The following is a 12636-nucleotide window of genomic DNA, read 5'->3' on the forward strand; positions in this document are numbered from 1 at the left end:
TCGCCCCTTCGGGGAGAGGGCCGGGGTGAGGGGGCAAAGAAAAAGCCTGGCACCGTCCTTGCATTACCTGCCCCAGTTAACCCCGGAGGCCCCATGCACGAAATCACCCTTTGCCAGCGCGCAGTCGAACTTATCGAAAACCACGCCCGCCAGAACAATGCCCGTCGCGTGACCGGCGTCTGGCTGGAGGTCGGCGCCTTCTCGTGCGTGGAAACCAGCGCCCTGGAGTTTTGCTTTGATCTGGTCTGCCGCGGCACCCTGGCGGAAGGCAGCGAGCTGCATATCCACCAGCAGGAAGCCGAATGCTGGTGCCATGACTGCCAGCAGTTCGTCACTCTGCTGACCCAGCGCGTGAAGTGCTGCCCCAACTGTAACGGCAACAACCTGCGCATCGTGGCGGATGACGGCATGCAGATTAAGCGTCTGGAAATCGATCAGGAGATAGCTCATGTGTAGCACTTGCGGTTGCGGTGAAGGCAACCTGTACATTGAAGGGGACGAACGTAATCCCCACTCTGGCTTTCGCAGTGCCCCGTTTGCCCCGGCGGCACGCCCGCTGCAACAGATAACCGGCGTCAAGTTTGCCCCTACGGCTGACGAACAGGGCGACCTGCATTACGGTCACGGCGCGGCAGGCACCCACGCGCCGGGGATGACTCAGCGTAAGATGCTGGAGATCGAGCTGGACGTGCTCGACAAAAATAACCAGCTCGCCGCCCATAACCGCGACCGCTTTGCCAGCCACAATCAGCTGGTGCTGAACCTGGTCTCAAGCCCCGGTTCCGGTAAAACCACCCTGCTCACCGAAACGCTGAAGCGCCTGAATGCCAAAGTGCCGTGCGCGGTTATCGAAGGCGATCAGCAAACGGTGAACGACGCCGCGCGCATCCGCGAAACCGGCACGCCAGCCATTCAGGTGAATACCGGGAAAGGCTGCCACCTTGATGCCCAGATGATCCGCGATGCCATGCTGCGCCTGCCGCTTGAGCGTGACGGCGTGCTGTTTATCGAAAACGTCGGCAACCTGGTTTGCCCGGCGAGCTTTGATTTAGGTGAGCGCCATAAGGTCGCGGTGCTGTCGGTGACGGAAGGCGAGGATAAACCGCTGAAATACCCGCATATGTTCGCCGCGGCGTCACTGATGCTGCTGAACAAAATCGACCTGCTGCCGTACCTGCAGTTCGACATCAGCAAGTGCCTGGCTTTTGCCCGAGAGGTCAACCCGGACATCAAAATTATTCTGGTTTCCGCGACCAGCGGCGAAGGGATGGACGAGTGGCTTAGCTGGCTGGAGGCGGAGCGATGTGCATAGGCATCCCGGGGCAAATTGTTGAGCGCCAGGCCGACGGCAGCGCGAAAGTGGACGTCTGCGGCGTGCAGCGCGACGTGAATTTAACGCTGGTGGGCGACGCCGCCGTGGGGCAATGGGTTTTGGTTCACGTCGGTTTCGCCATGAGCATTATTGATGAAGCCGAGGCGCGGGACACGCTGGATGCCCTGCAAAACATGTTTGAGGTCGAGCCGGACGTCGGCGCGCTGCTTTACGGCGAGGAGCGTCGCTGATGCGCTACGTCGATGAATACCGCGATCCAGATCGCGTGATGCAGCTGATTGAAACGCTGAAATCCCACGCCACGCTGCTGAACTACACGGCAAGCCACCCGCTGCGCATCATGGAAGTTTGCGGCGGCCATACCCACGCTATTTTTAAATTCGGCCTCGATCGGCTGCTGCCGGAAAATATCGAGTTTATTCACGGCCCCGGCTGCCCGGTTTGCGTGCTGCCGATGGGGAGAATCGACACCTGTATTGAGATAGCCAGCCACCAGGAAGTGATTTTCTGTACCTTTGGGGATGCGATGCGCGTGCCGGGTAAAAACGGCTCGCTGATGCAGGCGAAGGCGCGAGGCGCGGACGTCAGGGTGATTTACTCGCCCATGGACGCGCTGACGCTGGCTCGTCAGAACCCGGAGCGCAAAGTGGTGTTCTTTGGCCTCGGCTTTGAAACCACCATGCCCGCCACGGCAATCACGCTTCAACAGGCAAAGTCGCAGGGCATCGATAATTTCTATTTCTTCTGCCAGCACATCACGCTGATCCCGACGCTGCGCAGCCTGCTTTCCCAGCCCGACAACGGCATCGGCGCTTTCCTGGCGCCGGGGCATGTCAGCATGGTGATTGGCACCGAAGCCTATGACTTTATTGCCTCTGAGCACCAGCGCCCGCTGGTGGTGGCCGGCTTTGAGCCGCTCGATCTGCTGCAGGGCGTGCTGATGCTGGTCGAGCAAAAAATCAGGCAGCGCAGCCAGGTAGAAAACCAGTACCGCCGGGTCGTGCCGGAAGAAGGCAATTTGCTTGCACAGAAGGCGATAAGCGACGTGTTTACGGTGCGCGGCGAAGCGGAATGGCGCGGCCTGGGCGTAATCGGCGATTCCGGCGTGCAGCTCACCGAAGCCTACTGTCAGTTTGATGCCGAAGACCATTTCCAGCCCAAACCTCAGCGGGTTTACGACGACCCGAAAGCCCGCTGCGGCGACGTGCTTACCGGGCGCTGCAAGCCGCAGCAATGCCCGCTGTTTGGTCGCGACTGTAATCCTCAAAACGCCTTCGGCGCGCTGATGGTCTCCTCCGAAGGAGCCTGCGCGGCGTGGTATCAGTACCGTTCTCAGGAGTGTGAAGTATGAAAACCGTTGAGCTGGCCCACGGCAGCGGCGGCCAGGCGATGCAGCAGTTGATCGCCGACCTGTTTATGCGGGCTTTTGATAATCCGTGGCTGGCCGAGCAGGAAGATCAGGCGAGGATTTCGTTGACAGAGTTAACCGCCAGCGGTGACCGGCTGGCATTTTCTACAGACAGCTACGTTATCGATCCGCTGTTTTTCCCCGGCGGGGATATCGGCAAGCTGGCCGTGTGCGGCACGGCCAACGACGTCGCGGTGAGCGGCGCTACGCCACGCTGGCTGTCGTGCGGTTTTATCCTTGAAGAAGGCCTGCCGTTTGAAACGCTGGAGCGCGTGGTCACCAGCATGGCGAATGCAGCACGCTCGGCGAATATCGCCATCGTGACCGGCGACACCAAAGTCGTACCGCGCGGCGCGGCGGACAAGCTGTTTATCAATACCGCCGGGATAGGCGCTATTCCTGCGGGCGTTAACTGGGGCGCGGCTCAGATCAAAGCAGGGGATCTGCTGATTGTGAGCGGCACGCTCGGCGACCACGGCGCAACCATCCTCAACCTGCGCGAGAAGCTGGGGCTGGACGGCGATCTGCAAAGCGATTGCGCGGTGCTGGCGCCGATGATCGCCCCGCTGCTGCAGATTCCCGGCGTAAAAGCGCTGCGGGACGCCACGCGCGGCGGGGTAAACGCCGTTCTGCACGAGTTTGCCGACACCAGCGGCTGCGGAATGGAAATCAGCGAAAATAAGCTGCCGCTGAACCCGGCGGTGCGCGGCGTCTGTGAACTGCTGGGGCTGGATGCGTTAAATTTTGCTAATGAAGGCAAGCTGGTTATCGCCGCGTCTCCCGAGTCTACCCCGGCCGTTATTCAGGCGTTACAGCAGCACTCCTGCGGCAAACAGGCGGCTGTCGTGGGTGAGGTTGTGGAGCGAAAAGGCGTGCGCGTCACGGGGCTTTATGGCGTAAAACGCACGCTCGATCTGCCGCATTTTGAACCCTTACCGCGCATTTGTTGACCTGCACCAGTATGCATTCACGCAACGCTGACTAAACTTAAACAATATTTATATTAATTATATTTTTTAGTCCTGTGCCAGCCGCAGGGCATTTCAATGGAAAGCAAAAATGTCATACACGCCGATGAGCGATCTCGGGCAGCAGGGGTTGTTTGATATCACCCGCATGCTGCTCCAGCAGCCCGATCTCAACGAACTCGCCAGCAGCCTGACGCAGCTGGTGAAACAGGGCGCGCTGGCCGATCGCGTTAACATTCTGCTTTACCATCCCCAGCATCAGCGGGTGAGTTTTTATGGCAAGGATAAACACGGCAAGGAACTGCACTACGAAGATGAAATGGCTCTGGCCAGCGGCCCGGTGCGCCGCATATTGTCGCGCCCGGAGGCGCTGATTTGCAGCCAGCAAGAGTTCGATGAAACCTGGCCGCAAATGGCAAGCCTGGATCTGTATGCTCCTTTTGGCCGCTACTGCCTTTTACCGCTGGCCTCCGAAGGCAAAATTTTCGGCGGCTGCGAATTTATCCGCAACCGGGCGGATGGCTGGACGGAAAAAGAGCTGAACCGGCTTTATACCCTGGCGCAAATTGTCGGCCTGGTGACCGAGCAAATCCAGACCCGGCTCAATTCGAGCCACGATCACCAGTTATTGTGCCGGGAGCGCGACGATTTTCGCATTCTGGTGGCCGTCACCAATGCGGTATTGTCGAAGCTGGACCTGGACGAACTGATCAGCGAGATTGCCCGGGAAATTCACTATCACTTCGCCATTGATTCCATCAGCATCGTGCTGAAAAGCAGCCGCAAGTCGCGGCTCACGCTCTACTCTACTCACTTTGTGGATGAAGCTTCGCCGATTCACGATCAAAGCGATGTGCTTGAGGAAGGCACGCTGTCAGAACGCGTCTTTAAAAGTGGCGAAATGCTGCTGCTCAACCTTTGCCCTGGCGACAAACTGGCGCCGTATGAGCGGATGCTGCTGGAGATGTGGGACAACAAACCGCAGACGCTTTGCCTGCTGCCGCTGAAGTTCGGCCCCAATATGCTGGGCGTCCTGAAGCTCGCCAAATGCAGCGAGCAGGGCTTTACGCCAGCCAACCTCAAGCTGCTGCGCCAGATTGCCGAACGTATTGCCATCGCGGTGGATAATGCCCTCGCCTACCAGGAAATCAACCGCCTGAAAGAGAATCTGGTGGATGAAAACCTCTACCTCACCGAGCAGATTAATAACGTCGACAGCGATTTTGGCGAAATTATCGGGCGCGGCGAGGCGATGTCTATCGTGCTTAAGCAGGTGGAGATGGTGGCCAGCAGCGACAGCACCGTGCTGATCCTCGGCGAGACCGGCACCGGTAAAGAGCTGATTGCCCGGGCGATCCATAACCTGAGCGAGCGCAACAGCCGCCGGATGGTGAAGATCAACTGCGCCGCGATGCCCGCCGGGCTGCTGGAGAGCGACCTGTTCGGCCACGAGCGCGGGGCGTTTACCGGGGCGAACAATCAGCGCATTGGCCGCTTTGAGCTGGCCGATAAAAGCTCGCTGTTCCTCGACGAAGTGGGTGATATGCCGCTTGAGCTGCAGCCCAAGCTGCTGCGCGTGCTGCAGGAACAGGAGTTCGAGCGCCTCGGCAGCAATAAGGTTCAGGAAGTGGATGTGCGTCTGATCGCCGCCACTAACCGCAACCTGAAAGAGATGGTTGCCGACCGGGAGTTCCGCAGCGATCTTTATTACCGGCTGAACGTGTTTCCTATCACGCTGCCGCCGCTGCGCGAACGCCCGGAGGATATCCCGCTGCTGGTGAAATCCTTCACCTTCAAAATCGCCCGCCGCCTGAACCGCAACATCGACAGTATTCCGGCGGAAACGCTGCGCGCCCTGAGCCGCATGGAGTGGCCAGGCAACGTGCGGGAGCTGGAAAACGTGATTGAGCGGGCGGTGCTGTTAACCCGGGGCAGCGTGCTGCACCTTTCCCTGCCCGAAATGGATCACCGCCCTCCTCTGGAACGCCATCTTTCTCCGGGTGTGGAAGAAGAGAGGCGTGAAGATGAGGACGAGTGCGAGCGCATTCTGCGCGTGTTGAAAGAAGCTAACGGCGTGGTGGCCGGGCCTCGCGGCGCTGCCCAGCGATTAGGGCTGAAGCGCACCACGTTACTTTCCCGGATGAAGCGCCTGGGGATTGATAAAGACGCGCTTTAGCCGGAAACTGGGCATAACCCTACATTTTTTGTCTGGAAACTGAATCATGGCAATTATCCCCAAAAACTATACGCGGCTGGAAAGCGGCTACCGCGAAAAGGCGCTGAAGCTTTTCCCTTGGGTGTGCGGGCGCTGCTCACGCGAGTTTGTCTATTCCAATCTGCGTGAACTGACCGTTCACCATATGGATCACGATCACACCAACAACCCGGAAGATGGCAGCAATTGGGAGCTTTTATGCCTGTATTGCCACGATCATGAACATTCTAAATACACCGAGGCCGACCAGTACGGCTCCACGGTGATTGCCGGAGAGGACGCGCAAAAGGATGTAGGCGAAGCAACCTATAATCCGTTTGCCGACCTCAAAGCGATGCTGAACAAGAAAAAGTAAGCGCCCTCCACTTAGAGGGATATCACGTCCCTCTAAGCGAAATCATTTCGCCTTTTCCCTTCATTTTTTCCAGACGCTGCCGATAACTTAGACAAGCATTCACTCCGTACGGTTGGGTTCTGAGGCCGGGTTATCACTTGAGGTTAAAATGGATAGTTTTCAGAAAGATATTGATGAAAGGGCCAACCTGGCGTTATCCAACAAATTCGAGCTGCTGCTGTTCCGCTTAGGCACCAGCCAGCACGACAGCAAGTCCGAGCTGTACGGCATCAACGTTTTTAAGCTGCGTGAAATTGTGCCGATGCCAAAGATTAACCGTGCCGCAGGCATGGAATCACCGCTGCTGGGCATGGCTAATATTCGCGACCAGATTATCCCGGTTATCGATCTACCTGCGGTCACCGGCTGCACGCCGACCACCGGCCTGAATTTATTACTGATCACCGAATATGCCCGCAGCACCCAGGCGTTTGCCGTGGAGTCCGTGGAGAACATTATTCGCCTCGACTGGAGCCAGGTGCACGCCGCCGAGGCCGGGGTCAGCAGCCGCAATATCACCAGCATCGCCAATATTGACGACCCGCTAACCGGCAAAGACCTGGCGCTGGTGCTGGACGTGGAGCAGATCCTCTATGACATTATCCCATCCGGGAGAGATGTGAATATTGCCGCGATCGAAGAGAAAACTTATACCCTGAAGCCTGGCGCGGTGGCTATCGTTGCCGAAGATTCCAAAGTTGCGCGTTCGATGCTGGAGCAGGGCCTGAAGGGGATGGGCATTCCGGCCATCATGCACGCGACCGGCCTGGAAGCCTGGGAAAAAATCAAACTTATTGCTGCCGATGCCAAAGCGTCCGGCACGCCTATTACCGACAAAATCGGCCTGGTGCTGACCGATATCGAGATGCCGGAGATGGACGGTTTTACCCTGACCCGCAACATTAAGACCGAACCTTCGCTGAAGCACATTCCGGTGGTGATCCACTCCTCCCTTTCCGGCAGCGCCAACGAAGATCACGTTCGTAAAGTCGGCGCCAACGGCTATGTCGCCAAGTTTGACGTCGCCGAGCTGTCTTCCGTCATCCACAAAGCGCTGGAAGACGCCGCCACTCGCTAAGAGATAAGAAAAGGCCCGGAAACCGGGCCTTGTTTTTTTATTCGAGCCAGAACACTTCTTTGAGCGAGTCCCCACGATAGCCATCACCGCCAGTTACCCCCTCTTCGTATCTTCGCGTCACTATCGGGTAACAATTCGCCGTTACTCTGGGAAAATGGCTTTTTACCCGCTGCGTTATAGCCGTAAGCCGTGGTTTCATGAAGAAAAGTTATAACCACACGCTAAGTACGGCATTGATAAACATTTTCAATATCATTTAATTAACTATAATGAACCGACTGATTACGCGGCGTTAACAGCATTACAGCCGCTCTACGTTAATGGAGACGATGAATATGAGCTATACACTGCCATCCCTGCCTTACGCTTACGACGCGCTGGAACCGCATTTCGACAAAGAAACCATGGAAATCCACCACAGCAAACACCACCAGGCTTATGTCAACAACGCGAACGCCGCGCTGGAATCCCTGCCTGAGTTTGCCAGCCTGTCTGCTGAAGAACTGATCGCTAAACTGGATCAGCTGCCTGCGGATAAAAAAACCGTACTGCGTAACAACGCCGGTGGCCACGCTAACCACAGCTTCTTCTGGAAAGGCCTGAAAAAAGGCACCGAGCTGAAAGGTGACCTGAAAGCCGCTATCGAGCGCGATTTCGGCAGCGTTGACGCGTTCAAAGCTGAGTTCGAAAAAGCAGCCGCTACCCGTTTCGGCTCCGGCTGGGCGTGGCTGGTACTGAAAGGCGACAAACTGGCTGTAGTCTCTACTGCAAACCAGGACAGCCCGCTGATGGGCGAAGCTATCTCCGGCGCTTCCGGCTTCCCGATTGTGGGCCTGGACGTTTGGGAACACGCTTACTACCTGAAATTCCAGAACCGTCGCCCGGACTACGCGAAAGAGTTCTGGAACGTGGTTAACTGGGACGAAGCAGCAGCACGTTTCGCCGCTAAAAAATAAGGTTGCAATCCGACCTTAGAGAAGCGAGCCTGATGGCTCGCTTTTTTTATGTCTATTTCGCAGGGAGTCGCTTATGCATCGCTATCCGCTTCAGGTTTACGTTGGCCAGATCCGTGCTTACGAAGGGAGTCGGCCCAGCGCCATCGCCAAAGTGCAGGTGGACGGCGAACTTCGCCTGACCGAGCTTGGGCTGGAGGGCGACGAGCAGGCGGAGAAGGTGATTCACGGCGGGCCAGACAGGGCGCTGTGCCACTATCCGCGCGAGCATTATCAGCACTGGGCACAACTCTTCCCGGATAAAATCGATTTGTTTAACGCCCCGGCCTTCGGCGAAAACCTGTCCACGGAAGGGATGACGGAAAAGAACGTCTGTATGGGGGATATTTACCGCTGGGGTGAAGCGCTGATTCAGGTGACTCAGCCTCGTTCGCCCTGCTTTAAGCTGAACTACCATTTTGGCGTAGAGGATATGGCAACGCGGATGCAGGAAGCGGGCTACTGCGGCTGGCTTTATCGCGTGATTCTGGCGGGGAATGTTTCCGCCGATGCACCGCTGGAACTGGCCTCTCGCGTTAGCGACGTGACGGTGGCAGAAGCTATCGCCATTGCCTGGCATATGCCGTTTGATGATTCACAATATCATCGGCTTTTGTCAGCGGCTGGGTTGTCGGTAAGCTGGAGCAGAACGATGCAGAAGCGCAGAATTTCAGGGAAGATCGAGGATAATTCGCGGCGTTTGTTCGGGAAATAACGGCCCCTCACCCCAGCCCTCTCCCCAAAGGGGAGAGGGGGGAAAGAAGCGTCGACCCCTCTCCTAAAAGGAGAGGGAACGGAAATGCTTACTCTTTCGGATCTTTACCCGCCAGCAGCTTGTCCAGCTCATCCCCGCCCACGTGACGGAAATCCTGCCCCTTCACGAAGTAGAAGATGTATTCACAGATGTTCTGGCAGCGGTCACCGATACGCTCGATAGAACGGGCGCAGAACAGCGCGGTCAGCACGCTTGGGATCGTACGGGAGTCTTCCATCATGTAGGTCATCAGCTGACGCACGATGCCTTCATATTCCTGATCAACTTTCTTGTCTTCACGGTAGATACGCACCGCTTCATCCAGATCCATACGCGCGAAAGCGTCCAGCACGTCGTGCAGCATCTGCACGGTGTGGCGCCCCAGCGATTCCAGGCTGACCAGCAGCGGCTGGTGCTGCTGGGAGAACTTCTCCAGCGCGGTGCGGCAAATTTTGTCCGCTACGTCGCCAATACGTTCCAGCTCGGCGATGGTTTTGATGATCGCCATCACCAGGCGCAGGTCGCTGGCGGTAGGCTGGCGTTTGGCAATGATGCGCACGCAGGCTTCATCGATCGCCACTTCCATCATGTTGACCTTCTGGTCACCGGCGATAACGCGCTTCGCCAGCTCGCTGTCCTGGTTGTGCATCGCGGTGATCGCGTCGGAGAGCTGTTGTTCCACCAGCCCGCCCATCGTCATCACCTGAGTACGGATGTACTCCAGCTCGGCGTTGAACTGGCCAGAAATGTGTTTGTTTAAGTTGAGGTTATCCATCGCGCTCTCCAAATCAACCGTAGCGGCCAGTAATGTAATCTTCGGTTTGTTTCTTCGCTGGCGTAGTAAACAGCGTATCGGTTTCGCTGAATTCGATCAGCTCGCCGAGGTACATAAACGCCGTGTGGTCAGAACAACGCGCCGCCTGCTGCATGTTGTGGGTCACGATCACTACGGTATAGTCTTCTTTTAGCTCGGTGATCAGCTCTTCGATACGCCCGGTGGAGATCGGGTCAAGCGCGGAACACGGCTCATCCAGCAGCAGAACTTCCGGGCGAATCGCGATGCCGCGAGCGATGCACAGACGCTGCTGCTGACCACCGGAGAGGCTGTAGCCGCTCTGGTGCAGTTTATCTTTAGTTTCGTTCCACAGCGCGGCTTTGGTCAATGCCCACTGCACGCGTTCATCCATGTCGCTGCGGGACAGCTTTTCAAACAGACGCACGCCAAAAGCGATGTTGTCGTAAATAGACATCGGGAACGGCGTCGGCTTCTGGAAGACCATGCCAACTTTGGCACGCAGCAGGGCGATGTCCTGGCTCTGGGTGAGAATATTTTCCCCATCCAGCAGGATTTCACCTTCTGCACGCTGCTCAGGGTAGAGCGAGTACATTTTGTTAAAGGTACGCAGCAGGGTGGATTTACCACAGCCTGACGGCCCAATGAAGGCGGTAACCTGGTTCTTCGCGATATCCAGATTGATGTTCTTCAGGGCGTGGAACTTACCGTAATAGAAGTTCAGATCGCGAACCTGGATTTTGCCTGGGGCTAAATCAACCTTACTCATCTGTGTCTTAATCTCCGTCCGGCGCCGCGAGGGCCGCGCCGTAAAATTTAACCGTGTTTACTCTTCGAGAAAATCACGCGCGCCAGAATGTTCAGCAGCAGCACGCAGAGGGTAATAATCAGCACCCCTGCCCAGGCCAGCTGTTGCCACTCGGCAAACGGGCTCATCGCAAATTTGAAAATGGTCACCGGCAGGTTGGCGATAGGCTGCATCATGTCCGTGCTCCAGAACTGGTTGGAGAGGGAGGTGAAGAGCAGCGGAGCGGTTTCGCCAGCGATACGGGCAATGGCCAGCAGCACGCCGGTGATAATCCCGGAGACGGACGCCTTAAGCGTAATCGCGGAGATCATCTTCCATTTTGGTGTGCCCAGTGCGTAAGCTGCTTCGCGCAGGCTGTCCGGCACCAGTTTCAGCATGTTTTCAGTGGTACGAATGACGATAGGCACCTGCAGCAGCGCCAGCGCAATCACGCCCGCCCAGCCGGAGAAGTGTTCCATTTTCGCCACCACAATGGTGTACACGAACAGACCGACCACAATCGATGGGGCCGACAGAAGAATGTCGTTAATAAAACGAATCACTTCGGCCAGGGCGGATTTACGGCCATATTCGGCCAGATAAATCCCGGCCATGATGCCCAGCGGCGTACCGATAACGGTCGCCCACAGGATCAGCAGGCCGCTGCCCGCCAGGGCGTTAGCCAGGCCACCGCCCGCGGTATTAGGCGGAGGCGTCATTTCGGTAAACAGCGCCAGCGACATGCCGTCGATGCCGCGGGTTACCGTGGAAAACAGGATCCAGACCAGCCAAAACAGACCGAACACCATGGTCGCCATAGAGAGCGTCAGGGCGATACGGTTCTTCATGCGGCGACGCGCCTGCATTTTGCGGCGCGACTCAGCCAGTGCCGCGCTGCTTTGCATTTCCATCGTGGTCATGAGCGAGCCCCTTCGTTTTTCGCCAGGCGCATAATCATGAACTTAGAGATAGCCAGTACGATAAAGGTAATCACAAACAGAATTAAGCCAAGCTCCATCAGCGCGGCGGTATGCAGGCCGGATTCTGCTTCGGCAAATTCGTTCGCCAGCGCGGAGGTAATGCTGTTACCCGGCATATAAAGCGAAGCGCTGTCGAGCTGGTAGGTGTTACCGATGATAAAGGTCACCGCCATGGTTTCACCCAGCGCACGGCCAAGGCCAAGCATCACGCCGCCGATAACGCCGTTTTTGGTGAACGGCAAAACAATGCGCCAGATAACTTCCCAGGTGGTACAGCCGATGCCGTAGGCCGATTCTTTCATCATCACTGGCGTTTGTTCGAAGACATCGCGCATCACGGAGGCAATGTAAGGGATGATCATAATGGCGAGGATCACGCCGGCGGCAAGAATGCCGATCCCAAACGCAGGGCCAGAGAACAGCGCGCCAACGATAGGCACGGCAGAGAGCACGTTGCCTACGGGTTCCTGGAAGTAAGTCGCGAACAGGGGAGCAAAGATAAACAGGCCCCACATGCCGTACACGATACTTGGAATAGCCGCCAGCAGTTCAATGGCGATACCCAGCGGGCGCTTCAGCCAGCCGGGCGCAAGTTCTGTCAGGAACAGCGCGATACCAAAGCTCACCGGGACCGCAATCAGCAGTGCGATAAACGAGGTTACGAGGGTTCCGTAAATCGGCACCAGTGCGCCGAAGACTTCATTAGGGGCATCCCACTCTTTGGACCAGAGGAAAGAGAAGCCAAACTTCTCAATGCTCGGCAGCGAGGAGATAAACAGCGAGATGATAATCCCACCCAGCAGAAATAGCACAATCAGCGCAGCCAGTCTTACCAGCGCACTGAAAATTACATCGCCTTGTTTGCCAGGGGCTTTAAACGTCGGCTTAGTCACAGCCATAGCGTACTCTTCGTAGTTGCTGAATAAACCGGGGT

At 56.9% G+C, this 12636-nt stretch carries 14 protein-coding genes; 10 read left to right on the top strand and 4 right to left on the bottom strand.

The annotated features are described in order from the left end of the window. Nucleotides 1-93: 93 nt before the first annotated feature. The 10 genes from hypA (at nt 94) to yiiM (ending at nt 9103) form a co-directional block, all read left to right on the top strand. Complete coding sequence (gene hypA, locus F3J28_RS19440) at nt 94-456, top strand: hydrogenase maturation nickel metallochaperone HypA (protein ID WP_166878935.1); 363 nt, start codon at nt 94-96, stop codon at nt 454-456. Continuing rightward, complete coding sequence (hypB, locus tag F3J28_RS19445) at nt 449-1312, top strand: hydrogenase nickel incorporation protein HypB (protein WP_166878938.1); 864 nt, start codon at nt 449-451, stop codon at nt 1310-1312. Before hypA ends, hypB begins: the two co-directional genes overlap by 8 nt. Beyond that, nucleotides 1303-1563 (top strand): HypC/HybG/HupF family hydrogenase formation chaperone, encoded by a 261-nt coding sequence (locus F3J28_RS19450; protein ID WP_166878942.1) that lies wholly within the window; start codon nt 1303-1305, stop codon nt 1561-1563. The genes hypB and F3J28_RS19450 overlap by 10 nt, the downstream gene beginning before the upstream one ends. Continuing rightward, nucleotides 1563-2684 (top strand): hydrogenase formation protein HypD, encoded by a 1122-nt coding sequence (gene hypD / locus F3J28_RS19455; protein ID WP_166878944.1) that lies wholly within the window; start codon nt 1563-1565, stop codon nt 2682-2684. The genes F3J28_RS19450 and hypD overlap by 1 nt, the downstream gene beginning before the upstream one ends. Continuing rightward, a complete protein-coding gene (hypE, locus tag F3J28_RS19460; protein ID WP_166878947.1) occupies nt 2681-3691 on the top strand; it encodes a hydrogenase expression/formation protein HypE in 1011 nt (336 codons plus the stop codon). The genes hypD and hypE overlap by 4 nt, the downstream gene beginning before the upstream one ends. Before the next feature lie 109 nt (nt 3692-3800). Next, the gene (gene flhA / locus F3J28_RS19465; RefSeq protein WP_166878950.1) at nt 3801-5885 is read left to right on the top strand and encodes a formate hydrogenlyase transcriptional activator FlhA; all 2085 of its coding nucleotides are present in this window, start codon (nt 3801-3803) and stop codon (nt 5883-5885) included. Between the two features lie 46 nt (nt 5886-5931). Then, nucleotides 5932-6279, top strand: coding sequence for an HNH nuclease YajD (gene yajD, locus F3J28_RS19470; RefSeq protein WP_008457693.1), 348 nt, complete (start codon nt 5932-5934; stop codon nt 6277-6279). Between the two features lie 148 nt (nt 6280-6427). After that, nucleotides 6428-7396 carry a chemotaxis protein gene (locus F3J28_RS19475; protein WP_039298985.1) on the top strand — a complete coding sequence of 323 codons (969 nt, stop codon included), beginning with the start codon at nt 6428-6430 and terminating at the stop codon, nt 7394-7396. A 335-nt stretch (nt 7397-7731) separates the two neighbouring features. Continuing rightward, nucleotides 7732-8352 (top strand): superoxide dismutase [Mn], encoded by a 621-nt coding sequence (sodA, locus tag F3J28_RS19480; RefSeq protein ID WP_008457716.1) that lies wholly within the window; start codon nt 7732-7734, stop codon nt 8350-8352. Nucleotides 8353-8425: 73 nt separating this feature from the next. After that, a complete protein-coding gene (gene yiiM / locus F3J28_RS19485) occupies nt 8426-9103 on the top strand; it encodes a 6-hydroxyaminopurine reductase (RefSeq protein ID WP_008457718.1) in 678 nt (225 codons plus the stop codon). Nucleotides 9104-9191: 88 nt separating this feature from the next. Here yiiM and phoU read toward each other — a convergent pair whose 3' ends face one another. From phoU to pstC, 4 genes are read right to left on the bottom strand one after another with little or no spacing between them, the layout of a single operon-like run. After that, nucleotides 9192-9917 (bottom strand): phosphate signaling complex protein PhoU, encoded by a 726-nt coding sequence (phoU, locus tag F3J28_RS19490; protein WP_008457720.1) that lies wholly within the window; start codon nt 9915-9917, stop codon nt 9192-9194. A 13-nt stretch (nt 9918-9930) separates the two neighbouring features. Then, the gene (gene pstB / locus F3J28_RS19495) at nt 9931-10704 is read right to left on the bottom strand and encodes a phosphate ABC transporter ATP-binding protein PstB (protein ID WP_008457722.1); all 774 of its coding nucleotides are present in this window, start codon (nt 10702-10704) and stop codon (nt 9931-9933) included. Nucleotides 10705-10751: 47 nt separating this feature from the next. Next, nucleotides 10752-11642 (bottom strand): phosphate ABC transporter permease PstA, encoded by an 891-nt coding sequence (pstA, locus tag F3J28_RS19500; protein ID WP_008457724.1) that lies wholly within the window; start codon nt 11640-11642, stop codon nt 10752-10754. After that, on the bottom strand, nt 11639-12601 hold the full coding sequence (pstC, locus tag F3J28_RS19505; protein WP_008457726.1) for a phosphate ABC transporter permease PstC: 963 nt from the start codon (nt 12599-12601) through the stop codon (nt 11639-11641). The genes pstA and pstC overlap by 4 nt, the downstream gene beginning before the upstream one ends. Between the last annotated feature and the right edge of the window lie 35 nt (nt 12602-12636).

It is taken from the genome of Enterobacter sp. Ap-1006 (assembly GCF_011752835.1).
Lineage (GTDB): Bacteria > Pseudomonadota > Gammaproteobacteria > Enterobacterales > Enterobacteriaceae > Cedecea.